We start from the raw sequence: 25,576 nt of genomic DNA on the forward strand, positions 1-25,576 counted from the left end.
GAGCAGATCATCACTTAGTGCTCTGTCCGAATTATGGGGTCCAGTTCAAACGGAGCCTGTTATCGATCGCACGTCTTCGCAAAGGCGTGCCAGCGGCTGGGCATCCGTCATCGCCGCACGCGGGCCTACCGGCCCCGGACCAACGGCAAGGCCGAGCGCCTGATACAGACCGCGCTACACGAATGGGCCTATGCGCGATCCTATGCGCATTCTGACCAACGTGCGGCACACCTGCCGCACTGGCTGCATCACTATAACTGGCACCGCCCGCATGCCAGCCTCGATTACAAAACTCCCATTAGCCGACTCGGCTGGGACGTGAACAACCTGGTGGGTTTACACATCTAGCGCGCAGTGCCTCGGGCTAGTTAGGACGGTCCGTGCAGACTCTGGCAGCGCGGCATTCTCACGACACCAACGGCCAGTACTTAAGGACGTTGACCTAGGTCACTAAGTCCCGCCCCATCTGGCGCTACCCTTCGGGAGATGAGCACGCGCCGCTACCATACTGGTGCTTCGCACGCCCGCCGAAGTTTTTTCGATTACCGCCTAAAAAAAACCAAGAGAACGAGCTCGTTGCGCTTCAATCTAAAAACCACGAAGCTTCATCCATTATACATTTAGAATCAGTTTCTTTCGTTACGTTAGCAAGGAGAAGATTGTGTTGTATCAATCAAGTCTAAAATTAGGTATGCGCGTTCTTTTAGTACGCAAGCAATATGCTGTAAACACAATGGCCGAACGGTCGGTTATGAATCTTGTGACCGAGCTTGAGCGTCGCGAAATCGATGTATTACGATCGATCTCCGAAGACGATGCCACGGCGATCGTAACGACTGACCCGACAGTTCAATGTCTTATATTGGACTGGGAACTCGACGATACTGACGCCCACGAGGCGGCTTATGCCGTACTCAGCGCAGCTCGGGACTTTAATGCAGATATGCCTATATTTCTGCTCGCCGAGCGCAGTATGGCTTCGTCGATTCCGGTCGACGCGCTGACCAAGGCTGATGATTTTGTGTGGCTTTTTGAGGACACGACCGATTTCATTGGTGGGCGAGTATTGGCGGCACTCCAAGCCTATCGGGCTAACGTACTGCCGCCGATGTTTAAAGCACTGGTCAAGTTTGCGCATACCTATGAATATTCATGGCACACGCCTGGTCACACAGGCGGTACGGCGTTTTTGACTTCGCCGGTTGGCCGGGCGTTTTTCGACTTCTTCGGCGAAAGTTTGTTCCGATCCGATTTATCGATTTCCGTCGGGGAGCTGGGCTCGCTACTAGACCACAGCGGCCCAATCGGCGCGGGCGAGAAATATACCGCCAGCGTATTCGGTGCCGATCGCAGCTATTACGTGACCAACGGCTCTTCGACTTCCAACCGCGTTATTGTTATGGCCAGCGTCACGCGTGATCAAGTCGCATTATGTGATCGCAACTGTCATAAGTCGGTCGAACACGCGATGACTTTGTCCGGCGCGATTCCATGCTATTTGATGCCTACCCGCAACGCCTACGGCATCATCGGCCCTATTCCCCCCGAACGTCTGACCTCTGCCGCTATACGAGCGTTGGTACGCGACAACCCGCTCGTTGTCGGAGCTGACCGGGAGCCGGTACATGCTGTAATCACCAATTCAACCTACGACGGGCTTTGCTACAACGTGGCTAGGGTCGAGGAGCTGGTGGGCGAAAGTGTTGACCGACTGCATTTTGACGAGGCTTGGTATGCGTACGCGCGCTTCAATCCGATTTATCGTCGTCGCTTCGGAATGCACGGTGAACCGGGCCAGCGTAATGTAATGAAACCTACGGTGTTCGCAACTCATTCCACACATAAGTTGTTGGCCGCATTATCACAGGCGTCTATGATCCATGTGCGCGACGGGCGCAATCCAATCGATCATGCGCGCTTCAACGAAGCGTTTATGATGCACGCTTCGACGTCGCCAAATTACGCCATTATTGCATCAAACGATGTCTCGGCAGCGATGATGGACAGCGCCGGCGACCGTTTGACCGGCGACTCTATCCGCGAAGCAATAGCCTTTCGACAAGCGCTGGCACGACAACAGTCCGAGATATCCGACGACGACGGCTGGTTCTTTAATGTCTGGCAGCCACCCGAGATCGCTGATGCGCGCGGACGAAGCATGCCATTTTACGAGGCCGATCCTGAATATTTGGCCACCGAGCCACGCTGCTGGCTACTTGAACCGAACGCAGCATGGCACGGATTCGGCGAAATCGAGCGTGATTACTGCATGCTCGACCCGATTAAGGTATCGGTGCTCACCCCGGGACTGACGCCGGACGGCAGCCTTCAGTCGGTCGGTATTCCAGCCAGTATCGTTACTGCGTATCTGGCGACGCGGGGCATCATTGTCGAGAAGACGACAGACTTCATGATGCTGTTTCTTTTTTCGCTTGGCGTAACCAAGGGCAAATGGGGCACGCTACTCAACGCGCTGCTCGATTTCCGCAAGGACTACGATGCCAACACGCCATTGGCGCGCGCGCTGCCCAATCTGGTCAATAATTATCCGGTGCGTTACGAAGACATGGGACTGCGGGACCTTGCCGATCTTATGTTCTCGGCCGTAGTCAAGCTCGAAACCACAAAAATGATGGCCGAAGCGTTCGCGATTCTGCCGACGCCAGACCTTAGCCCTGTCGATGCCTATGAGGAACTAGTACGGGGTAACGTAGAGCGGGTCACACTAGACGCCTTGGCTGGTCGTACGCTCGCCACCGGCGTGGTGCCCTACCCGCCGGGCATCCCATTGATGATGCCTGGCGAGAATGCGGGCTCAGATGACGGCGCATTGATTGGATATCTGCGTGCATTACAGGCGTTCGATCTGCGGTTTCCAGGTTTCGAGCACGACACCCATGGGGTCGAGGTCGAAGAGGGCGCGTACAGCGTGCTCGTTCTACGGCGCGCGGAAGGAGATGACAAATGAGCAACGACATTACTAAGACTGAAACTAAGAAAATGGGTGTCGTCCCGGCAACGTTGATGGTTGCCGGCAATATGATGGGCTCCGGCATTTTCATGTTACCGGCCAATCTGTCGGCGATCGGTAGTATCGCGCTGCTTGGCTGGCTGTTCACGACCGTTGGGGCCGTGGCGTTGGCGCTGGTTTTCGCCAAACTTGCCTCGATCGATCCGGCAGCGGGCGGTCCCTATGCATATACGCGCAAAGCGTTCGGCGATTACATGGGCTACCAGACCAACATGATCTATTGGTTAGCGAATGTAGTTGGTAACGTCGCGTTGGCGGTCGCCGGCCTAGGCTACCTGTCGCACTTCTTTCCGGTGCTACAGGAACCGATAGTGCTAGCCTTTGCCTGCATCGCGGTGATCTGGTTTTTTACCTACGCTAACATCCTCGGGCCCCACGTCGTGGGCCGGATGCAGAGCTTCACCACTATCTTTGCGTTGGTGCCCATCTTCGGCATGGCGATCTTCGGCTGGTTCTGGTTTAATCCGGAAACGTTTAGCTCTGCTTGGAACGTATCCGGTCAAAGCAGTATTAGCGCTGTTATGGCTACATTCACATTCACCCTCTGGGCCTTCATAGGCGTGGAAAGTGCTTCCGTTTCGGCAGGGGTATTGGAGAACCCATCGCGTAACGTTCCAATCGCAACGGTCGGCGGCGTAGTATTAGCTTCCATTGCCTATATTCTAAGCTCTTCGGTGATCATGGGGATGATCCCGAACAGAGAACTGATAAGCTCGGCGGCGCCGTTCGCTGACGCGGCACGGGTCGCACTAGGCGACTTCGCCGGCAGCGCCGTGGCGCTCGCTGCCGCAGTGGGTTGTCTCGGCTCGTTAGCAGGCTGGACCCTGCTAACTGGCCAATCAGCCAAGGCCGCCGCGGATGATGGCCTGTTCCCGGCAATCTTCGCACGTGTAAATAAGCGGGACGTTCCTTCGCTCGGCCTGGTGATCGTCGCGGTTATCATGAGCGTACAGGTGTTAGCCACCATGTCGCCGACTGCAAGTCAGCAATTCGGCAAGATTGCCTCTATCGCCGTCATTATGACGCTTCTCCCCTATATATATTCGATGGTCTCAGTCAAGGTGCTGGGTTACCGAAAAATGCCGCACGGTCAGTACACATTCTTCGTTTCGGCGGGCTTACTTGGGGCGATCTACTGCCTGATCGCGCTAGTAGGCTCGGACGGCGAACAGACCCGCTGGTCGCTAATCTTTGTAATTGCCACGATCGTGTTTTACTCAGCTGCCGTTACCCGCAAACGCGATATTGAGGAAAAGCACCTGCACGTTGGCGGTATATCACCGGTATGGGTGCGTTATTTAGCGCTTGCAGTGACGATTACCGCTCTGGTCGTAACGTTCTATCTCTCGGTCGGTCGTCAAGCGCAGCTCGATTTGCATTCGCGCTCCGTGGCTCCATCAGATGCGCCGGCGCCTGTTCAGAAGATTGTCCCAAAAGAGCAATAGACACGCGTCATTATCAAAGTAACTATTTGAATTAGCCGTCTAATTCCTGTGACAACCTATTTATCTCGATGGCTCATTCATTGACCGCAAAAACGTCTTTGTTACGCGCCTCGAGAGGTCCTACGCATCACTGGCGGGCATCGCGAAGTACGGCTGCGTCGTGCTCAAGGCGCATCGTACGCATGTATCGCGCCGCGCTTACATGAGCGGCTACAAAGACCTTGCTCATACGCCGGACCAATACTCTGAGTTGGCGGGGCACCCGTGCCCCGCCGAGATTCGAATGGGACAGATGCGCGCAAGTGCAGCACTCGGCTTGCAGCACGATATGCGGTCTCGAACCAGAGAGTCCGTGGCGCGATTCTCGTTGACCAGCGAGGGCGGCTACCATCAGAGCCAACATCGTCTTTCGGGCCAGAAATCACACATCACGCGCCTAATCGCACATCACCGGCCCGCGATCGGATGCACTTGGAGACGCGGCCCAGGCCGCGCGCCGATATCCCGAACCGCGACCGGTAATAATCAGTCGACAGATAGTGATAAACGACGGCGGGGCCTGTATTCAAACTGCTGATGCGATTTTCAATCAAGCAGCGCTGCTTGGCCGTCGACGAGGTCAGGCCGCGGTACCCAGTCCACGCCCCTCGGGCGCAAGCTGGACCGCATAGCGAATCGCGGCAGACAGGCTCTCGTGGCGCGCGATGCCCTGGCCGGCAATATCGAACGCCGTGCCGTGATCGACCGACGTGCGGATGATGCCGCCCTTGAGACCCACGGTGATATTGATGCCTTCGTCCAGCGACAGCACCTTCACGGGCCCATGGCCCTGATCGTGATAACAGGCCACGACCACGTCGAAGTCGCCGCGCACCGCGCGAAAGAAAAGCGTATCGGCTGGTAGCGGGCCGATGACATCCACGCCCTCGGCCTGGGCGCGCTCGATGCCCGGCACGAGTTTTTCCTCTTCCTCGCCTTCGCCAAACAGGCCGTTTTCGCCGGCATGCGGATTGATGCCGCACACGGCAATGCGTGGGTTGGCCTCGCCGGCCGCGGTCAACGTGTCGTGGGCCAGACGGATGACCTGATACGTGCGCTGCGGATTGATTCGCCGAATCGCCTCGATGATGCCGACATGGGTGGTCAGATGAATCACCTTCATCTGCGGCGTGGCGAGCATCATCGCGTAGGCATCGGTGTTCGTCAGCTCGGCCAGAATTTCGGTATGACCGGGAAACAGGTGCCCGCCCGCATGCAGCGCGGCCTTGTTCAACGGCGCGGTGACGATCGCCGCGATCGTGTGCTGCTGGGCCATCTCGATGGCAATACGCAAGAATTCGAAGGCGCCGTGGCCGGCACGCTCGTTGACCTCGCCGAAAGCCAACGCGCCAATATCCAGACCGGGGTCGACGCAGACAACATGACCCGGGGCAGGGTCGCGGGGTCGCGGCTGCTCTGGCGCGCAACGGTGGATTTCGAAATCGGCGCCGACGATGTCGCGAGCACGCGCCAGCGCGCCGGCATCGCCGACCACGATCGGGCGACACAGGGCATAGGTCGAGTCGTCGGCGAGCACGCGTGCCGTAATTTCCGGGCCGATGCCGCAGACATCCCCCAGCGTGATTGCAATGAGCGGCGCTGTCATGAGTATTGTCTCTGCATTGGTTTGAAAGGTTTTCGGTCTCAGTCGGCCGCCAGTTCGTCCGTCGTGGGCGTAAAGCCGCCGCGTGAGACGAGAAACGAGATATACAACGGCAGCAGGATCGCGGTGGTGACCGTCGAAGCAGCCACCTGAACCGTTGCCAGTTGGGCCACGGCATCGAACGCCGGATTGGCGGCCGCGATCGCCATCGGGGTCGCAACCGCGTTACCGGCGGTCGACCCTTCGGCCGCGCCGACGATCGGGTTCCACTTGAGCGCACGGAACACGAGATAGCCCGCGGTGCCGGTCAACAGGGTCGTCATCACCCCGATGAGGATGCCCGCCAAACCGCCTTCGATGATCGCCCCGAAGTCGATGCCCATACCCAGCGCGAACGCGAAGAAGGGAATGAGAATCGGGCTGCCGCGGGCAAGAAAGTCGCGCATGTCATCGTCGAGATTGCCCAGCACCATGCCGACGATGACCGGCAGCAGCACCGATATGAACGACACGATCGAAAACAGCCCTTCGACGAAACCCATGGCGCCAAAAATGCTCAACGCCACCATGGTCAGAAACGGACCATCGTTGAGCGCGAGCACGCTATAGGCGGCGCGGTCTTCGGCAGTTCCATACTGGCCGACGACCGCCACATACAGCCCGCCGTTGGAGTTGGTCATCGCTGCGATGATCGCCAACGGCACCATGCCCAGAATCAGACCGTCGCTACCGGCGAACATGTAAGCGATGAGGCCAACGAGCGCGCCGACCACCCACTTCACGGCGAGCAGCGTACTGCCCTTGCCGACCGCAGGGCCGATATTGCGCAGGTTGATCTGAGCCCCCGCGCACAGCAGGAACAACGCGATCAGCGCGCCGGCGCTGTCCACGAACAGCGCCTGGGTGAAGTTGCCGATGCGCAGAAGGTCGGGCGCGAAGGTGTTGATCAACGCGCCCACGAGTAGCGGCACGACCATCATCCCGCCCGGGATACGCTCGAGCGTTGCCTTTATTTTCATGTCTCCTCCGGGACAGCGGCACAATAGGCGAAGCCTGCAATCTGCAAGAGTATGGTAATTTTTGCAATATCGTGCAATTTTCTGGCGCCGCTTGCGGTCGCCCCATTGCGCGTTACCGCTGCGGCAGGCAGCGAAACGAATAAGAGGAGGTGCGTGTGCTACCGGCAAAGCGACAGGCCAAAATCATCGAGCATCTTAGAAAGGAGCGATTCGGCTCCTTGCCGGATCTGGCCGACCTCGTGGACGTATCGGTGTCGACCGTGCGCCGCGATGTGGATCTGCTGTGCGAACAGGGGCATCTGTATCGCACCCATGGCGGCGCGGCCCTGCGCGACAAGGAAGGCACCACCATCGAGCCGATGCCCGAAATCTCCAGCGAGATCGCACGCGCGGCCAAGGAACGCATCGGGCGCAATGCGGCCGCGATGATCGAGCCCGGCCACCGCGTGATCTTCGACAGCGGCAGCACCACCATGGAAGTGGCGCGCGCCGCCCTCGAACGCGGCATTGCCTTCACCGCCATCACCAACGATGTCGCCATCGCCGCGGTACTGGCCCGGTCGTCTGTCGTGGAGGTTCATGTACCCGGCGGTCAGCTGCGGCCCCGTTCGGCCACGCTGCTCGGGAGCGTGTGTCTCAAGGCCTTGGCACGACTGAACGTCGACCTGGCGTTTGTCGGCGCGCACGCCGTGTCGGCCGAGGGCGCTTCCGAGACGTCGACCGAACACGGCGCGATCAAGCGCGTGATTCTGGAGGCCGCCGACCGCAGCGTACTCGTCGTCGACAGCGGCAAGTTTCCCGGGCGCTCGCTGTGCCTGTTCGCCGGCCTGGAGGATTTCAGCCTCATCCTCACCGACGACGGCCTGGACGCCGACCTCGCGGCCGCGCTCGAGGGTCGTGCTATTCAACTGGACGTATTGTCTTGAATTCGCGCTTCATTCAGATCATCGCCGACGACCTCACCGGCGCGCTCGACGCGGCGGCCCCGTTCGCCACGCCCGAACAGCCGATGCGGCTGCTCCTGGGCAACCCGTCGGTCGACGGGCTGGCAGAACTGGCCGGGCTGACCGTGAGCAGCGCCAGCCGCGATCTCGACAATGACGACGGCGATGCAGCACTTGAACGCGCATTCGCCGCTATCTCCGCGCCCGGCGTACCGCCCGACCGTGCACCGCTGCACTTCGCCAAGGTCGACAGCGTACTGCGCGGCCGGCCGGTCGCAGAAACGCTCGCCCGCATGCAGTTGTGGGGCGCAACCACTTGTCTGTTCGCCCCGGCCTTCCCCGAAATGGGCCGGCGCACGGTCAACGGCCATCAGGAAACCCAGATCGATGGCCTGTGGCAGCCGGCCGCTATCCACGACATCGCCTCGGCGTTCAAACGTGCGGGCGTCGACCCGATGCTGCGCGGTGAAGGCGACGCATCGGTCGAGCCCCGTTCGGGCATGCTGATCGGCGACGCCACCGAGGCGCGGCATCTGAGCGCCCACGTCGACGCGCTCGCGCATCGGCTGGATGTAGTGTGGGCCGGGAGCCGCGGCCTGGCCGAAGCCATCGCCGGGCCGGCCGCACCGCGGCCGGTGCCGCCGATTGCCAGCGTAATCGTTGGCACCACCCATCCGGTCACCCGTCATCAGGTGGAGTTGGCAAGCACGGCCGGCCTGTTCGCCACGACCCACCTGATCGATCCGGTGCCCGAGGCCCAAAGCGCCGACATCACCCGCGCCCGGGTGGCCGCGGCCGTCGCCGAACTCGAGCCACCGACAAGTCGCGGTCTATTGGTCGTGGGCGGCGATACGCTGGCCGTGGTACTTGAGGCCGCTGGCGCGCAACTGCTCGACTGTGTCGGCGAAGTCGCACCGGGCGTGCCGCTTTCCTATATCAAGGATGGGCGTTTTCGCGGCGTACCGATTCTCACCAAGTCTGGCGGCTTCGGCGCCGACGATCTTCTGGTCCGCCTGCTCAATCGAAGCGATTCAGGCGACGTCTAAGGCTGCACTACACACGGTATCCGCCAGGGCGACGATTACGCCGCTAGCGCATCGCATCACGCCGGCTTGCGCACCAAGACAGGCCGCTCGCTGTAAGCGTTGATATCGCGCAACGGGCTTGATCCCGACTCATTTTCGCAATCGAGGTTTCGCCGCGGCGGGATGACAGTTCCACGGCTCGTGCCGAGCGTTATCTTTTACATTCTGATCGACGAACCGGTAATGGTCTTCCTTGAGACGAGCCCACCAGTTCTGCTTTATCGCGATTTCGTGACGCGCCAGAACCTTTTCCACGCAGTCGATACACAGCCGCGACGCGTCGTAGGCCAGGTCCAGGCACTGTTTTTCCTGGTTAAGCGCCACGCTATCCATGCCGTAGAGCTGGTCGATATCCGCCACGGCTTGCGCCAGATTCGTCTGATTCACCGACGCCAGCTTGATATGACGCTTCACTAAATTGACCGCCGATACGCCCAGGCGGTGTTCCTTGTTCATTGCGCTTCCTTGACGAGCCTCGACCCGTAACAGTGACCGTTCAATATGTATACTACACCTATATTCGTCGAGATCACCGGGAATTCAGCACACACGCGTCAGAAATTCGCATCGGGTTCTGTCGGCATCGCACGACCGTGTCGACGCGGCGGCGACGCACCGACGGCAACGTCAGCGCAACGGATTTACGACGCCCACGGTTATGGTCGGAGTCCGATAAAAGACAGGTCCAGGTTTGCCGGTGGTCGGCCACTGTTACCACCGGCGCTTGCGGGATCGTCTATATTCGCCGCCGCTCCCGCCGGCCTTTCATTGCCATGACCTCATCCTTCTCAGCCGCTGCACGGATCGCGATCGCCGGATTTCTGGCGCCGGCGGTGTGTCTCGTGCTCGCCCTGATTGCCGGGTTCCACGGCACCCCCGCTCATGGCCTGTCTGACACAGCGGCGGTCAGCGGCCTGTATCGCATCCAGTGGATTGCCGCACTTGCGATGGCGGTCGCGTCCGCCCTTTGGCTGGTACTCGGCCTGTACTTTCTGGGGGCCGGCCATCGTCAGGCCCGCCGAGCCCTGCGATCCCCGGTCTATTTGATCCCGGCCTCGCGCTGGTTACGTGCACGGCTGCACACGGTACTGGTTATTACGACGGGCGCGCTGGCGGCCACCGTGGCCAGCGGCGCGATCTGGCTCGCCATCGCGCTTGGCGTATCCGACCCATTGCATGGCGATTTCCCCATGCTCCACCACGCCGCCGTGATGGCCTGCGTCGGTCTCGCGTTGTTCGCCGGCTTCGACCTGTTCCAGTTCGTGGCCGGCATCCGCGCATTGCGCCGGACACTGGATGAGGACAGCGTCATACAGGTGGCCGGCCAGCTGCTAACCGAATCCGCAGCGCCCGCTTTGTGGCAGGCCGTACGCCATATCGCGCAGGTACAAGACACCCAGCTGCCCGACCAGATCGTGCTCGGCTTCGTGGAAGGCGCCTTCATCACGGCCGCGCCGGTACGCCTCCAGCCGGCCGGCCTGGACGTGCACGGCTGCACCCTGCATCTGCCCCTGCTCACGCTCGCGCATCTCGACGAAGCCGAATGCACGGCCCTGATTGCCCACGAGCTATCGCATGTCGCCAACGCCGATATCGAACAGGCCCTCGCGCTCGGCACCGAACAACGTGCGATCGCCCGTGGCTACGCTGCGCTCGAGAACAGCACGGCACGTGCCCAGCTGAATGGCCTGCTCACGCAGCCGGTCGCGCGTCTTGCCGAAAGCGTGATCGCCGCTCTGGATTGCGCCGTGGCCCGCGATCGGCGCGCGGCAGAATACCGCGCCGACCGGGCCGCGGCCGATGCAAGCTCGGCCCCGATTGCTGCCGCGACTATCCTGCGTGCGGCCGCCAGTCAGCATGTGGCGCAGCAGGCCATCGCAGCCTTCCAGAATGGGCAGATCACGACCCCGCAACGGCCGTTCACTGCGTCGGATGCCTGGTTGAGTACGAACGCCATGCCGGGCATGACGCTGGCAGACGTGACCGCGCCCGATCCCCATGCACGCCACCCCGGTCTGAACGAACGGCTGGCCGCGCTCGGCATTGCCGATGACCGCCACGTGTACGCGCGTGCCGAACGCATCATCGCGCCCGGGCAAAGCGCACTGTCGCGCTATATCGGCCCCAGCGCCCCTATCGTCGAACAGGTCGATCGCGATCTCGCCCATCTGCTCACCGACGATTACGCGCGCTGGCTGCACGAACTGGTACGAGACAAACAGGCCACGCCCGTCGACAACACCTACTACGCGGATATGCGCGCCGTGATCGGGGCGTGCGTGGTCGTCGGCGTCGCTTGTCTGCTGGGCGGGCTTTTTCTGTTCGTGTCCGGCTATGCGACCGACGACTTGCTGCTGCCCGCGATCATCGCACCATGCGTCGGCCTGCTCAGCCTGGGCCTGGCCGCGTGGCGGTTGCTCGGCACGCCGCCCGTCGTGGTTCAAGTCACGGACAGCGCCATCATCAGCCGTCACCTGCGCGACCCGATTCCGATCGACGCCCTGGACAATATCCGCTTCGACCGCCGCAACGGTCAGCTCAGCGTTTATCTGCAGCTGCAAGAACAGGCACCGCTGCCGCGTTGTCGGCGCATCACGCTCGGCGCCGCGCAATGCCATGCGCCCTCGCAGCACGTAGTGCTCAAGTTCGGGCCCCTGCGTACCGGCACCGAACGCCTCAGCCACGAACGCTTCGTCGAACGTTTCAGCGCGGCCGTTCAGGGCCGGGCTGCCAGCGCCGTACTCGATACCCTCGCCAGCGATAATCCGCCGCCCGAGCGCGAATGAGATGCGCCTGCCGCAATCGCGCCAATGCCGTTTCCGGCCGGCGCGGCTGCTCTGGATTGGCTACGCGACACGGACGTGTCGGTGTGACCACAAACCGACAGTGCATGCCGCTCCCAAGGCATGGCGGGCACAGCGACATACTGGCGGACAGACGACGGTGGCTACGGGCCCAGCTCGGCGGCCGAACGGCCTAAGCGCGGTCTGCCAGCGTCGGAGGCGTCTCAATACTGTCACCGGATGAGGCGACTTCGCGGCCCAAACCGGCGGGCCCGCTACGCGTTTTCGTCCGCTTGCTGGCGGTAGGCGTTCAGGATGCCGCAGATCAGGCCCGGAAAACGCTGCTCGACCTCGGCATACCGCGAGGTATTTCGCATCTCCACGCCCTGGCGCTCGCTATGAATCAGTCCGGCTTCGCGTAGTACGCGAAAATGCTGTGACAACGTGGACTTGGGAATTTCCCGGGCACGCACCGATGCAAAGCTGGAACAGCTCTGCGGGCAGCCATCGCTTTGCATCTCCGCATAAATCGCGGCCCGAACCGGGTCCGATAGTGCGTGCAGGATGGCTTCCACTCGAACGTTTTCGATCGACGGATGGGTCAACGGGCGCATGAAAAGATTTTACCAGCCCTTGTATTTTAGTTCATATGTTCGTATTTTCTGAACTACCGAATATATGAACTTAGCCCTCTACAGGAATACCGTCATGAGCAAGCTTTCAGGCAAAGTCGCCCTGGTTACAGGGGCATCGAAAGGCATCGGCGCCGCCATCGCCCGTCACCTGGCCGGCGAAGGCGCCGCCGTTATCGTCAATTACGCATCCAGCCAGGCGGGCGCCGACGCCGTCGTGGCCGATATCACCCAAGCCGGCGGCAAGGCCGTAGCGGTACGCGGCGACGTATCCAAGGCGAACGACGCCCAGGCCCTGGTCGATGCAGCGGTCGAACATTTCGGCCGGCTCGACATTCTGGTGAACAATTCCGGCGTCTATGAGTTCAGCGCGCTGGAAGACATAACCGAAGACCACTACCACCGCCAGTTCAACACCAATGTGCTCGGCCTGCTCCTTGTGACGCAGGCTGCAGCCAAGCATATGAGCGAAGGCGCCAGCATCATCAACATCGGCTCGCTGGCCACGCGTCTTTTGCCCCCTGCCAGCGCGGTCTATACGGGCACCAAGGCAGCGGTCGATGCGATCACCGGTGTGATTTCGCAGGAACTCGGCGCGCGCGGAATCCGCGTCAATACCGTCAGCCCCGGCATGGTGGAGACCGAAGGCACGCACACGGCCGGCATCATCGGCTCCGACATGGCCGCCGACATGAGCACGAAAACACCGCTTGGTCGTATCGGCCAACCGAATGACATCGCCCCGATCGTCACCTTCCTCGCTTCAGATGACGCCGGCTGGTTGACCGGCGAACAGTTCTTCGCCGGCGGCGGCATGCGCTAACTTGAGCCGACTATCAACGTCAGTGCAGCCACACGGCTCGATCAAATCGATCGAGCCGTCTTTGGTCGTCGAGCGTAGCGCTCACGTTCAGACGAGCGAATGTCGCAAACCTTTTTGCTGATTCTGCCGACCGCTTCGCAGCGGCATGTTCAATACAAGCCCTGAGCGAATACTTCGCGGTCCTTGTCGTTGCTAAAACCTGGGCTGCAGGTAATGATCAGACGAGCCGGTTGGCGCCCAAGATCGGCGACATTCCATACGGTGACGGGATATCGGTGCATCAAAGCGAGGCAACCCGACATGACCTATGTAAGCGGCTTTGTGAGTCCGGTGGAGAACCGCCGGAAAGCAGACTATACCGCCAGCGCGAAAGCAGCCTGGCCGCTGTTTGCCGAATACGGCGCACTCGAGATGGTCGAGAACTGGGGCGACCACGTACCCGCCGGCAAGCAGACCGATATGCGCCGCGCGGTCGCATTGGCGGATGGCGAAACCGTGGTCTTCAGCTGGGTCCGTTGGCCGGACAAGGCCACCGCCGATGCCTGCATGGCCAGTGTCGAACACGATGAGCGCTGGCACCAGCTGGATATGCCCTTCGACGGCAAACGCATGATTTACGGCGGTTTCGAGACGATTTTTAGAGCGGGCACCTGAGAACAAGCGTGCTCGGCCGCCGTATGAAATGGATCTGAGCCGATAAACCGGAAATTACTAGCCCAGTAGGAAGATGACGACACTGCCACCCGATTAGGCACCCGATCTGGATCCGGATACTGCCCGGCCCCGACCCGCTCAGCCGATCTGGTTAAGCGCAAGGGCCAGCAGCAGGCCCAACACGGTCGCGATGCCCGCCAGCCGATGGTTGGTCTGGAACGCTCGCGGGAAGACATCGAGCGCGAGCGATGCCACGATCGCGCCCGCGGTAAAACAGCGCAGATAGCCAAGCACGAACGGATCGGTACTCGAGAACGCCAGAAACCCGACGACGGCCGCGGCCCCAAGCAGAACGATGATCGTCGACCACAGCAGCCAGATCGCTCGCCGCGTGTAGCCGCGCTGGCACAAAACCTTCGTAGCGCCCGCGGCCTCGGGCACGTTCGCCAAAAATATCGACCCGGCCAGGGCTGTGATACTCAATCCGGGCTGGTCGATCAACGTGATGCCCACCGCCAGATTCTCCGGTATGCCGCTAAGCAACAGCGAAGCCGACGTCGTCGCAGCCTGATCGGTGGACCGCAGGTGCGAAAGCGCTTCGTTGAGTGCCGTATAGAACACGCCGCCGGCCAGGATCGCTGCCATCGGAAGCCACGGCGGTTGATTGCGAATAACCGGCTGGATCAATTCCAGCACGACGGCAATCAACAAGGCGCCGCCCGATAACGCAACGATAAAACCATCGACACGATCCGGCAGCCGCCCATACATGGCCCAGGCCGTTCCCGCGACAAGGGATGTGGCCATGGCAACGACGAACAGAGCGATCAGCATGGACGTAGCCAGCCATCAAAATCAGGGCGAAGTATAGATACCGGCGGGGGCTATTGAAACGCTTGGGCGACACCCGCCCCGGGCGCGGTTATCGACGCCGACCACGCGTCGGGATGGACGTCGGCTTAGCCGATTCGCGCCGCAATCAGCGCCCAAACGCAGCCTGGCCACCCGCGCCTGTTTTGACACTGCGCCGCCCCGGCCCATAGGCTCGTTGGGTTAACCCGCGAAAAACCGCATCTGGATCCCAGGCCGCAGGCGTGTGGATCGGTGTCGGCGCGGCCATTTATTTTACGGGGGTGTCAATGGATACGAGCGAACGCGTCGACGAACTCGAAGAGCGCTACGATTTCGACTACGAGATAGGGGAAGACAATATCCACCCTTGGGGGTTGGAACTGCACAACCCGGTCTTTATCTGGAGCGCCGTGCTGATCGTGCTCTTCGTGATCGGCTCCATGCTCTTTCCCGACATCGCCAAGAGCGGCCTGTCCGGTGCGAAAAACTGGGTCATCAACAGCTTCGACTGGCTGTTTCTCAGCGCCGGCAACGTATTCGTTCTATTCAGCCTCGCACTGATCTTTCTTCCCCACGGCCGCATCCGCCTGGGTGGCGAAGATGCCGTGCCCTCGTTCTCGCGTCTATCCTGGTTTGCAATGCTCTTCGCGGCCGGCATGGGCATCGGGCTCATGTTCTGGAGCGTGGCCGAACCGGTCGGCTACTTTACGGAATGGTCCGGCACGCCGCTCAACACGCCGGGGGGCGACGAGGCCTCCAAGACAGCGGCCATGGGCGCGGTAATGTACCACTGGGCGCTGCATCCGTGGGCGATCTACGGCGTGGTCGCGCTATCGCTCGCATTCTTTGCCTATAATAAGGGTATGCCGCTGTCGATCCGCTCGACCTTCTACCCGCTGTTCGGCGAGCGCGTCTGGGGCACTTTGGGCGACGTCATCGATACGTTGGCCGTTGTGGCCACCATCTTCGGGCTGGCCACCTCGCTTGGCTTCGGCGCCCAACAGGCGGCAGGCGGCATCGAGTTCCTGTTCGATATTCCGTCCAACCTGCCGCTTCAGATCGGCATTGTCGCCGGCGTGACCGCAGTCGCGCTGGTGTCGGTCATCCGCGGTATCGACGGCGGCGTCAAACTGCTCAGCAATATCAACATGGGCCTGGCGGGTCTGTTGTTGCTGTTCGTCATCGTGGCGGGGTCGATCGTCGCATTCGCGGGCAACCTGCTGACCACTTATACCGGCTATGGCGAGTATCTGCTGCCGCTGAGTAACCCGTTCGGCCGCAACGACGAAACCTTCTACCACTCCTGGACCATCTTCTACTGGGCCTGGTGGATTTCCTGGTCGCCGTTCGTGGGCATGTTCATCGCCCGCGTCTCGCGTGGCCGTACCGTGCGGGAATTCCTCACCGCAGTTCTCATCGTGCCTACCGTGGTCACCGGCATCTGGATGAGCGCATTCGGTGGCGTCGGCGTGGACCAGGCCCTGAACGGCGTCGGCTCGCTGGCGAGCGGTATTCAGGATTCATCGCTCACCCTGTTCCGCATGCTCGAGAACCTGCCGCTCACCGCCGTGACATCGTTCCTGGCAATCGCACTGGTGCTGGTGTTTTTTGTGACCTCGTCCGACTCCGGCTCGCTGGTCATCGACACCATTACCGCCGGCGGCAAGACCGAAGCACCCACCTCCCAGCGCGTATTCTGGTGCGCCGCCGAAGGCTTCATCGCCGCCGCACTGCTCATGGTTGGCGGCTCCGACGCCCTCGAAGCCCTCCAGTCCGCAGCCGTCACCACCGGCCTGCCCTTCACGCTCATCCTGTTGCTGATGTGCTATTCCGTACTCAAAGGCCTCAACCACGAGTACAAGCTGCTCAAGCTCAAGGATGCGGAAACGGCCACCGGCTGAGGCCTGCACGCCAAGGTGGAATGAAAAACGGGGCAGCTGCATAGCGCGTCTGCCCCGTTCTTTTTGTCTAACGAAGTTGTGCTCCGAAGTCATAAGACCAGAGATCTAACGCTTATATCACTGCCACCGAATGCCCAAGCGCTGACCTTGGCGCCCAGTCTGCACCATGGAAATCAGCATACTGTCACCCGATCCCCGTACTGACTACGTCCGGGAGATGCGTATACTGTCACGAGATCCCGTCACCATATCCCGAATACATGAAGTTCATCGCCAACCGCCGCCGCTCGCAGATCGGCCTGGCCGAGCTGTACCCGGGTGCGGAAAACCCGTTCCCCTGGATGAGCGAGATGATGGATCTCAAGAAGGAGAAGAACTTCTTTGAGACTCGAGTGATTGAGTATCAGTCGGGTGGGGCGCTTAGCTGGGATTGATTTAGAGGTACTCTTTAGTAATATCATCGAGCGGGCCTTGGTCCGCTCTTTTTTTGCTTTAAAGGATAGAGGTTTGTTTGCTTCCATTGCTGCTGAAGCAGCTCCATACTACTACTCTGGAGACAAGTTTCCGCACTTGTCCCACTATTCCTTTCGCTACCCCGCCAAGTTTCATCCCCCAGTAGCCGCCCAGCTCATTAGAGACTTCACCGAACCAGGTGAGCTTGTTCTGGATCCATTTTGTGGTAGTGGGACTCTCAATATCGAAGCGGCAGCGCTTGGGAGGAGGTCGTTCGGTACTGATATCGATCCGCTAGCAGTATTTGTAGCAAGTGCGAAAACAGTCCGGATAAGCGAAAAAATTGCTAATCGGCACTTTGTACAGATCTATAAATCGCTAAGTAGTATCCCCTCGTGGGCAGGGCGTATTGGGCATGGCGCCCCTCTAAACGACCACAGTTTGCGGCAGCATGCGAACGAAAACGGCCTCTTCATACCACACATCCCGCGGTTGACTCATTGGTATCAGCCTTACGCCGCTCTAGATTTGGCAAAAATTCGAAAATTCATCGAAGCGTATGGCTGTTGTGTTTCATTTAAGAAGATACTCTGGCTGACTTTCGCATCAGTTGTTCGGTCTTCATCAAATGCAGACCCGACTCCTGTATCTGGTCTCGAAGTTACAAAAATAATGCGTGAGAAAATATCACGCGGTTTTGCACCGGATGTGTTTTCAATTTTTCTTAAGAATTTAGAGAAAAATATAACTCGCGCCAAAGATTACTCGAAAGCAACTACACATAGTAGTCAGCCGGTGTTTTCGGCTGCAGATGTAACCAAACTAACTGAGCTTCCCCCTGGCCCGTTTGATGCAGTAATAACTTCCCCCCCCTACCATAGTGCAGTCGATTATTATCGTCGTCACACGCTCGAAATGTACTGGCTAGACCTAACGACTACTCACGAAGAGCGGCTAGCCCTAAAACCTCTTTATCTTGGTCAAGGAAAAGTTGCGAAATCAAATGCGCTTTTCGACAGGAATGAGCTACGTGGCCAGTATGCGAAAAATAAATACAGCGAAATTCTACAGGTATCCGATGAGAGAGCTAGGGCGTTTAAGCATTACGCTCTAGGAATTCAATTGGCGATCGAGAACATTGATCATCTCTTAGCACATCAAGGTCGCGCCGTCTTTGTCGTGGGGGATAGTGTCTGGCAAGGTAAGCTTTTGTCCACTGTTGCTTTAATTCAAGAAAGTGCCGAGCCGTATTTGCGATTAGGAAAGACTTTTTGCTACAGCCTTAAGAACCGCTACATGTCGTATGCTAGACGTAATGGCGCCGATATAAAAACCGAATATGTGCTTGAGCTCATTAAGAAATAGTAAATAAGGCGATACACCTTGAAGACCGTAGCTCAATTATTAGAAGATAACTCTGCTTCCGTATCTTCTGCAGCTGTGACCTTGTCTCACAGCCTAGTAACTTTGCTTTCGTCCCAGCTATATCGATCCCCGATAAAGGCGATCGAAGAGTTGGTGGTGAATTCTTATGACGCCGACGCAACAGAGTGCCGAGTTCATATACCCGGCCTTTCAAAGATCAAAAGTAATAACAGCGTAATTGTCTTCGATAATGGTATTGGAATGGACCAAGATCAATTGGTCGATCTTTGGGCGATAGGTAGAAGTGGAAAAAGAGACGACGCTAGGGAAAAAAGACTTAGTAGAACTCAGATAGGGAAGTTCGGAATAGGGAAGCTAGCGAGCTACGCGGTTGCTCACAAGCTTACATACCTAACTAAGGGGCGAGATGGAAGGATTAGAGGCGCGACTGTGGACTTTCGGTCGTTTGCAGCTATCACCAGTGATGAGGCTGTAGATGTTGAGCTGCCTATTTACGCTATTAGCGACGCTGGGGAATTTCTTCGCCTGCTTGCGCAACAAGAGCTTCTTTCCGCGATAGAAGTGTCTGTCGATCAACTGCTTAGTACTGAAACTTGGACTATGGCTTTTCTGGAGGATCTGAAAGACGATGCTCAAGCATTGAAAAGCGGTCGAGTTCGCTGGGTGCTTAGCACTGCGATGCCGCTAGTGTCAGACTTTAAAATTCAATTTAATAAAGAGTGGCTGGAAAGTTCAAAGCTCAAAGGGTCAAAAATAGCCGAGTTTACTCCGGCCGAAATTTCTGAGCGACGCTTGGAAAACCTAAATGCAAGCACGTCAGATAGTTGGAGGATAGAGAACGATAAGCTGGTATCGGATCTGTTTCCAACTGGTATAGACGGTAATGTAAGGGTGTTTGAGCGTTCGCTTCGGGGCAAAAGCGAAGATTTGGAACGTAGTCACGGCTTCTTTTTAAAGGTCAATGGCCGCTTGATTAACGAGCACGACCCATTGTTCGGTCTCGAGCCTCTGTCCCACGCAACTTTTAATCGAATGAATGCGGAAATCTGTATAGATGATCTCGATCCATATTTGTTGTCGTCCAGAGAAGAAATCGAGGACTCTGCTGCAAAAAAATCCGTCTTGGTTCTATTGCAGCAGATATTCGCGGAAGCGCGAACGAGAAAAGAATCTCACGATAAAGAGAAGTTTGATAAAGAGAAGACAAAGCGAGAGCCCGTACGAAGCTATATAGAGCCTCGCCTCGTGGAGCGGCCTGTTGCAGATTTCCTGATTGCATCGCAGGGTCTGGATGAGGGAAGCGAAGCCGACGATGAATGGTTTTACATAAAGCCGGGTACGGGTGAGCAGCTCGAAGATACCTTAAATGACCTCTATTCGGGAAAGCAGCGGGAATATTCATACCAATATGAAGCGGCTGGTAGTTCGAACCGGGTAGTGCAGTTTGATATAACAGGTAAAACCTTCTATCTAAATACCGATCATGAGTATATAGCAGCGAATTATGACGAGGCTTCTTCGCGTTCGTTATTAGAAGATTTTGCAACGTCTGAGGCTCTACTAGAGGTCTATTTGCGCGAAAGTGATATCACCCCTCACGTTGTCGGTGAGGTTCTAGAGCGGAGGGACGCGCTTTTCCGAGGCTTAGCCAGGGATCACGCCGGATCGTTAGTCTCAGTTGCCCGGGAATTAAATGATTCGGTCGCCGATCAGTATGACTTAGAGGTTGCTCTGGTAAGAGCCGCTCGCGCACTTGGTTTCGTTGCAAAACATATAGCCGGGGCCGGGGAACCGGATGGTCTGGCGCGACTATCGGCGTATCCTACTTCTGACGCAATAATAACTTTGGAAGCTAAATCTTCTACAGGTACGCCGAGTCTCTCAGCGATCGATTTTGCCGGGTTGGATAGTCATCGTGAAGCGTATGAAGCTCACGGTTGTCTGCTAATAGCGCCGAGTTATCCGGGGGCTAGTTTGGGCGACGAATCCGAAGTAGCGAAGCGGGCTAAAAGTAAGGGAATTTCGTGCTGGACGGTGGATCAATTAGCACAGTTCGTTCTGGCCGCTGAAGCTAGGCATATTACTGCTGATGATATCGTAAAAATCGTTACAACTAAGTTTGCTCCGGCCGACGTTTCGAGCGCGATAAGAGATTTTTTGAGCAGGCCATTAGGCGATAAAACAAAGTTGTACCGGGCTATCGTATATGAATTGGAGAAGATTCAAGGCCGTTTAAAGGCTACTCGTAGAACATTTGATACATTAGCCGCTCGATTAATTGATCACGAAGGATTAGAAACTGTCGAATTTGAAGATGTTAAAAATGCGGTTATTGACATGGCGGGAGCGAGTAAAGGTGCACTCCAGATATCCCAAAACAATATAATCATACTAACTTCTATCGATGAGTTGCGAAGAAGATTGAATGGCTTGCTTAACGATAGGGTGAAGTCTAGAAGTTTAGGCTTGTTTCGCAAAGATAATGGCGAATGATATGGTCTGACCGCGGGGACCCGGGGACGGGGTAATCCTCCCAAGAATTAACGCGGGTCAGAAGTGGAATTTTCTCGCGTAATCGGGGACAGACCACGGTTTTCATCAATTGCCGCTTACACTCTATCGCTAGGTGCCCCTACGCCATCAAGGCCTCCAGCTCACGCGAGCGGTCATCGGACAAGCGGCGCGCCTGAACCGCGGTGTTGAGTTCACGCGCCGCGGCGCTGGTTTCGAGCGTGGCGGCATCCACGGCGTAACCATGCTCTGCGAGCCACGACAATGCATCCGACAAATGCCAAAGCGAGGGGTTGCCTTCGTGAACGGCGGGCGGAAACGTGGAGCCGTTCTTCGTCGTAATCTTGCGCAGGTTCTGGCGCGACATGCCGACGTGCTCGGCGATATCGGTCAGGCCGGCGTAGTCTGGGAGCACTTCGACCAGTTCGGCGTTATCGACCGCTTTGCGTACGTCGGCAATTGCGCTTTCGAGCGCATCTGTCGCGCTGTTTGCCTCGCGCGTGAATTCAAGCGCCAACCGTCCCGATTGTCCGATACCCGGCAACGCGTCATCACACCCGGCTTCGAACAACCGATCGATTAGCGCTTCTTCATCACCGTCGTGGTCGTGCAGACGATATTTAAGCGTGAAGATGTATCCCATGACCGCCTCGACTTAATCAACTCGACTCGTCCGACCCGCCCGTACATTTATCGACAACGCGACGAATCTGGCGAGCGTGCGCTTCGGGATTTTTCGGCGTGCTCCAGACACTCGCGATACAGAACTCGCCGCAGCGACAGTCGGCATCGTTGTGTGGGCAGAACAGGCGACCCCAGGCATGTCCGCGGCTTTTCTCAACGCGCCAGCCGTGCGCTTCTGCATGAGCCACGGCCTGCTCTATTGCCTTATGTGGATGCCTGAAATCGCGCGCCATCCAATGGCTCCAATATCTGACATAGGACAGCAGTTGTCAACTGACAACCACCTCCCTACTCCCACTCGATCGTCCCCGGCGGCTTGCCGGTCACGTCGTAGACCACCCGCGAAATTCCGCTTACCTCGTTCACGATTCGCGAGGAGACGTGTTCGAGCAGTTCGTAGGGCAGATGGGCCCAGCGGGCGGTCATGAAGTCGATGGTTTCGACGCCACGCAGGGCGATGACGTGTTCGTAGCGGCGGCCGTCGCCGGTCACGCCCACGCTGGATACGGGCAGATAGACGGCGAAGGCCTGGCTGACCTTGTCGTACCAGCCGGATTCGCGCAGTTCGTGAATGAAGATGGCGTCGGCCTTTCGGAGCTTGTCGGCGTATTCCTTTTTTACCTCGGCAAGGATGCGCACGCCCAAGCCCGGGCCGGGGAACGGGTGGCGCATGAGCATGTCGCGCGGCAGGCCGAGGGCCAGACCGAGTTCGCGGACTTCATCCTTGAACAGTTCGCGCAGCGGCTCGACCAGACCAAGCTTCATGTCTGCCGGCAGGCCGCCCACGTTGTGGTGGCTCTTGATGACATGCGCCTTGCCGGTGGCGGAGCCGGCGGATTCGATCACGTCCGGGTAGATGGTGCCCTGGGCTAGCCAGTCGATATTGGTGAGCTCGGCGGCGTGGGCATCGAAGACTTCGATGAAGGTGTTGCCGATGATCTTGCGCTTGGCTTCCGGGTCGGTCACGCCTTCGAGCTTGCCGAGGAATTCGTCTTCCGCATCGGCGCGGATGACGTTCAGGCCCATGTGCTCGGCGAAGGTGGCCATGACTTCGTCGCCTTCGTTGAGGCGCAGCAGCCCGTTGTCGACGAACACGCAGATGAGGTTTGTACCGATGGCTTCGTGAATGAGCGCGGCGGTCACGGAGCTGTCCACCCCGCCGGACAGGCCGAGCAGTACGCGCTGCTCGCCCACCTGTTCGCGGATACGCTCGACCAGGTCTTCGATGATGTGTTCGCTGGTCCACAGCTCGCCGCAGCCGCAGATGTCGTGCACGAAGCGCGAGAGAATGCGCTTGCCCTGGGTGGTATGGGTGACTTCCGGATGGAACTGGATGCCGTAGTAGCGGCGTTCTTCGTCGGCCATGCCGGCGAGCGGCGCGCCGTCGGTGGTGGCGATGACCTTGAAGCCGTCGGGCAGCGTTTTCACGCGGTCGCCGTGGCTCATCCAGACGTCGAGCAGGCCGTGGCCTTCTTCGTTGACGTGGTCCTGAATATCGGTGAACAGTTTGGAATGGCCGCGCGCCCGCACCCGGGCATAGCCGAATTCCTTGACCTCGGAGGTTTCCACCTCGCCGCCAAGCTGGGCAGCCATGGTCTGCATGCCGTAGCAGATACCCAGCACCGGTACGCCCAGTTCCCACACCGCAGCCGGCGCACGTGGGCCGTCTTCGGCGGTGGCGGATTCCGGCCCGCCGGAGAGGATGACGCCCTGAGGGTTGAAGTCCCTCACATGGTGATCGGCCACGTCCCAGGCATAGATTTCGCAGTAGACGTTGGCCTCGCGCACACGGCGGGCGATGAGCTGGGTGTACTGACTGCCGAAGTCGAGGATGAGGATCTTCTCGGCGTGGATATCCTGGGTCATGCGCGGTATCGGGCTCGGCTGATGGGCGGAAGGTGCGACCATGGTTTCAAGGTGCGCAGGATACCGAATCGGCGCCCGCTCGGCAGCGCTCGCACTGCAATGCGCCCGGCCGCTAGAATGACAGCCGGATCACAAACGGCCTGCGGGCGAGTCAATCGCCGTTTGGCACGTCGTTTGTGTAACAAGCAGCTGCGCCGGCCACTGCCCGATGCCGCCGGGCACGCTTCGCGGCCCGCTAGGCCGGCTACGCCACACTGCCCTTTCAGACCACGCCACGGACATTTCATGGCCGATTACGATTCCTCCACCGCCGCCGCGAGCGCGCGCGACGGCTTCGACTATCGTGCGTTACTGCGCTTTGCGATTCCCTCGCTACTGGGCGTGCTGGCGTTTCTGACCCCGATTGTCGATAACGGCGAAATCACCATCGGCCTGGCCATACTCTCGAACGCGCTGGCCTCGCTGCTGGAAGGCTGGCTGGGCCCGATTGCCGGCGTGGTATTGAGCGTATCCGCGGTCTTGACGGTTGTGGTGAGCGCGACGCGTAGTACGCCGGCCGAGCCCGGTCTGTTCGATCAGCTGTTCAACGTAGGCCCCGGTTATGCGCTGCTGCGGGTGGTGGGCGCGGTGTTCGCGCTGATGACGCTGTTTGGCATGGGGCCGGAATTCGTGATCAGCGAAGATACCGGCCAGGTGGTGCTCTTCGATGTGATCGCCGCCCTTGTGGCCTTCTTTTTCTTTGCTTCCTTCCTGTTACCGTTGCTCACCGATTTCGGCGGCATGGAATTCGTGGGCACCCTGCTGCATCGCTTCTTTCGCAAGGTATTCGGCCTACCCGGGCGGTCGGCGGTGGACGCCACGGCCTCGTGGCTGGGCGACGGCACGGTAGGCGTGATCATCACCTCGCGCCAGTACGAAAACGGCTATTACTCGGCACGCGAATCCGCGGTCATCGCGACGAATTTCTCGATCGTGTCCATTACGTTCGCGTTGCTGGTGGCCAACTTCACCGAGATTGGCCATTTGTTCATCCCGTTCTATCTCACCGTGACCGCAGCCGGGCTGATCGCGGCCGTGATCGTGCCGCGCCTGCCGCCGTTGTCGCGCAAGGCCGACAGCTACTGGCCGGCAAGCGGCCGCAAGGCACCGGCCGACGAACCGGGCGAACGCTCGTTGTTGCGATGGGGGCTGGATAGCGCCATGCAGCGCGCCAATCAGGCGCCCGGCATGGGCCGGCTGCTACGCGACGGGGCCACGACCTATGCCGAAATCCTGTTCGGCCTGCTACCGCTGATCATGGCCATCGGCACCACCGGTATCGCCATCGCCGAATACACGCCGATCTTCAACTGGCTGACCTTCCCGCTCGTGCCTGTGCTCGAAGCCATGCAGGTGCCGGAAGCCGCCAAGGCCGCGCCTGCCCTGCTCGCCGGCTTTGCCGACATGTTCCTGCCCTCGATTCTGGCCAGCTCCATCGAAAGCGAGTTCACCCGCTTCGTGATCGCCGCGCTGTCAGTCACGCAGCTGATCTATATGTCCGAAGTGGGCGCGGTGATTCTCAAATCGAAGGTGCCGCTCAATATCTTCGAACTCGGTGCGATCTTTCTGATTCGTACCGTGGTGACATTCCCGATCATCGTCGCGATTGCGCATCTGTTCGTGTTCTAGATCCCGGCCGAGTTGGACCGGACTTCGTTGATTCCAAGCCCGGGGCTACGGCTACATACTTAAATCAGGAACAGTGGCTGCGTTCTTGTCGGATTACGCCTTCGGCTAATCCGACCTACGAAAGATGTGACCTTAAGCGCGCGACAGTCGCGTAGGTGGATGAGATGGATCCGCTCCTCCTAATCGGCGTCAATGCG

The 25,576-nt window shown here is 58.9% G+C and carries 19 protein-coding genes and 2 pseudogenes; 13 read left to right on the top strand and 8 right to left on the bottom strand.

Going from position 1 to position 25,576, the window contains the following annotated elements; genetic code table 11:
- Positions 1-42 precede the first annotated feature (42 nt).
- The 3 genes and pseudogenes from T5B8_RS18905 to adiC form a co-directional block, all read left to right on the top strand.
- Positions 43-348 (top strand): annotated as a pseudogene (locus T5B8_RS18905) (integrase core domain-containing protein); the annotation flags it as partial.
- A gap of 343 nt (positions 349-691) precedes the next feature.
- Positions 692-2,968: an Orn/Lys/Arg family decarboxylase gene (locus tag T5B8_RS18910; protein WP_502950818.1), complete on the top strand. Its 2,277-nt coding sequence runs from the start codon at positions 692-694 to the stop codon at positions 2,966-2,968.
- Entirely contained in the window at positions 2,965-4,476 is a 1,512-nt protein-coding gene (gene adiC / locus T5B8_RS18915) for an arginine/agmatine antiporter (protein WP_353180881.1), read from the top strand. The genes T5B8_RS18910 and adiC overlap by 4 nt, the downstream gene beginning before the upstream one ends.
- A 619-nt stretch (positions 4,477-5,095) precedes the next feature.
- Here adiC and pdxA read toward each other — a convergent pair.
- Together pdxA and T5B8_RS18925 are read right to left on the bottom strand one after the other, a co-directional pair.
- Positions 5,096-6,121 (bottom strand): 4-hydroxythreonine-4-phosphate dehydrogenase PdxA, encoded by a 1,026-nt coding sequence (gene pdxA / locus T5B8_RS18920; protein ID WP_353180882.1) that lies wholly within the window; start codon positions 6,119-6,121, stop codon positions 5,096-5,098.
- Positions 6,122-6,159: 38 nt separating this feature from the next.
- Positions 6,160-7,137, bottom strand: coding sequence for a 2-keto-3-deoxygluconate permease (locus T5B8_RS18925; protein WP_353180883.1), 978 nt, complete (start codon positions 7,135-7,137; stop codon positions 6,160-6,162).
- 155 nt (positions 7,138-7,292) lie between these two features.
- Here T5B8_RS18925 and T5B8_RS18930 point away from each other — a divergent pair, with 155 nt between their 5' ends.
- Together T5B8_RS18930 and T5B8_RS18935 are read left to right on the top strand one after the other, a co-directional pair.
- Entirely contained in the window at positions 7,293-8,063 is a 771-nt protein-coding gene (locus T5B8_RS18930) for a DeoR/GlpR family DNA-binding transcription regulator (protein WP_353180884.1), read from the top strand.
- Positions 8,060-9,127, top strand: coding sequence for a four-carbon acid sugar kinase family protein (locus tag T5B8_RS18935; RefSeq protein WP_353180885.1), 1,068 nt, complete (start codon positions 8,060-8,062; stop codon positions 9,125-9,127). The genes T5B8_RS18930 and T5B8_RS18935 overlap by 4 nt, the downstream gene beginning before the upstream one ends.
- Positions 9,128-9,256: 129 nt before the next feature.
- Here T5B8_RS18935 and T5B8_RS18940 read toward each other — a convergent pair whose 3' ends face one another.
- Positions 9,257-9,622, bottom strand: coding sequence for a cation transporter (locus T5B8_RS18940; protein ID WP_353180886.1), 366 nt, complete (start codon positions 9,620-9,622; stop codon positions 9,257-9,259).
- Positions 9,623-9,939: 317 nt separating this feature from the next.
- Between T5B8_RS18940 and T5B8_RS18945 the strand changes: the two genes are divergently transcribed.
- Positions 9,940-11,952 (top strand): M48 family metalloprotease, encoded by a 2,013-nt coding sequence (locus T5B8_RS18945; RefSeq protein WP_353180887.1) that lies wholly within the window; start codon positions 9,940-9,942, stop codon positions 11,950-11,952.
- 272 nt (positions 11,953-12,224) lie between these two features.
- On the opposite strand, the gene T5B8_RS18950 is transcribed toward T5B8_RS18945, so the two are convergent.
- Positions 12,225-12,563: an ArsR/SmtB family transcription factor gene (locus T5B8_RS18950; protein WP_353180888.1), complete on the bottom strand. Its 339-nt coding sequence runs from the start codon at positions 12,561-12,563 to the stop codon at positions 12,225-12,227.
- Between the two features lie 94 nt (positions 12,564-12,657).
- On the opposite strand from T5B8_RS18950, the gene T5B8_RS18955 reads away from it, so the two are divergent.
- Positions 12,658-13,404 (top strand): glucose 1-dehydrogenase, encoded by a 747-nt coding sequence (locus tag T5B8_RS18955; protein ID WP_353180889.1) that lies wholly within the window; start codon positions 12,658-12,660, stop codon positions 13,402-13,404.
- Between the two features lie 300 nt (positions 13,405-13,704).
- A complete protein-coding gene (locus T5B8_RS18960; RefSeq protein ID WP_353180890.1) occupies positions 13,705-14,058 on the top strand; it encodes a DUF1428 domain-containing protein in 354 nt (117 codons plus the stop codon).
- A gap of 138 nt (positions 14,059-14,196) precedes the next feature.
- Here the strand turns inward: T5B8_RS18960 and T5B8_RS18965 are convergent, their stop codons facing one another.
- Positions 14,197-14,892 (bottom strand): ZIP family metal transporter, encoded by a 696-nt coding sequence (locus T5B8_RS18965; protein WP_353180891.1) that lies wholly within the window; start codon positions 14,890-14,892, stop codon positions 14,197-14,199.
- Positions 14,893-15,197: 305 nt separating this feature from the next.
- On the opposite strand from T5B8_RS18965, the gene T5B8_RS18970 reads away from it, so the two are divergent.
- From T5B8_RS18970 to T5B8_RS18985, 4 genes and pseudogenes are all read left to right on the top strand, one after another.
- Complete coding sequence (locus T5B8_RS18970) at positions 15,198-16,811, top strand: BCCT family transporter (protein WP_353180892.1); 1,614 nt, start codon at positions 15,198-15,200, stop codon at positions 16,809-16,811.
- Positions 16,812-17,059: 248 nt separating this feature from the next.
- A pseudogene (locus T5B8_RS18975) lies at positions 17,060-17,245 on the top strand (ribonucleotide-diphosphate reductase subunit beta); the annotation flags it as partial.
- Positions 17,208-18,629, top strand: coding sequence for a TRM11 family SAM-dependent methyltransferase (locus T5B8_RS18980; RefSeq protein WP_353180893.1), 1,422 nt, complete (start codon positions 17,208-17,210; stop codon positions 18,627-18,629). The pseudogene T5B8_RS18975 and the gene T5B8_RS18980, both read left to right, overlap by 38 nt.
- Before the next feature lie 18 nt (positions 18,630-18,647).
- Entirely contained in the window at positions 18,648-21,143 is a 2,496-nt protein-coding gene (locus tag T5B8_RS18985; protein ID WP_353180894.1) for an ATP-binding protein, read from the top strand.
- 139 nt (positions 21,144-21,282) lie between these two features.
- On the opposite strand, the gene T5B8_RS18990 is transcribed toward T5B8_RS18985, so the two are convergent.
- From T5B8_RS18990 to guaA, 3 genes are read right to left on the bottom strand one after another with little or no spacing between them, the layout of a single operon-like run.
- Positions 21,283-21,804, bottom strand: a complete 522-nt coding sequence (locus tag T5B8_RS18990; RefSeq protein WP_353180895.1) for a DNA-binding protein — start codon at positions 21,802-21,804, stop codon at positions 21,283-21,285.
- 16 nt (positions 21,805-21,820) lie between these two features.
- Positions 21,821-22,078, bottom strand: a complete 258-nt coding sequence (locus T5B8_RS18995) for a hypothetical protein (RefSeq protein WP_353180896.1) — start codon at positions 22,076-22,078, stop codon at positions 21,821-21,823.
- A gap of 55 nt (positions 22,079-22,133) precedes the next feature.
- Positions 22,134-23,711, bottom strand: coding sequence for a glutamine-hydrolyzing GMP synthase (gene guaA, locus T5B8_RS19000; RefSeq protein WP_353180899.1), 1,578 nt, complete (start codon positions 23,709-23,711; stop codon positions 22,134-22,136).
- Between the two features lie 285 nt (positions 23,712-23,996).
- Between guaA and T5B8_RS19005 the strand changes: the two genes are divergently transcribed.
- The gene (locus T5B8_RS19005; RefSeq protein WP_353180897.1) at positions 23,997-25,379 is read left to right on the top strand and encodes a YjiH family protein; all 1,383 of its coding nucleotides are present in this window, start codon (positions 23,997-23,999) and stop codon (positions 25,377-25,379) included.
- The last annotated feature ends 197 nt before the right edge of the window (positions 25,380-25,576 follow it).

The sequence above is a fragment of the Salinisphaera sp. T5B8 genome, assembly GCF_040361255.1.
Lineage (GTDB): Bacteria > Pseudomonadota > Gammaproteobacteria > Nevskiales > Salinisphaeraceae > Salinisphaera.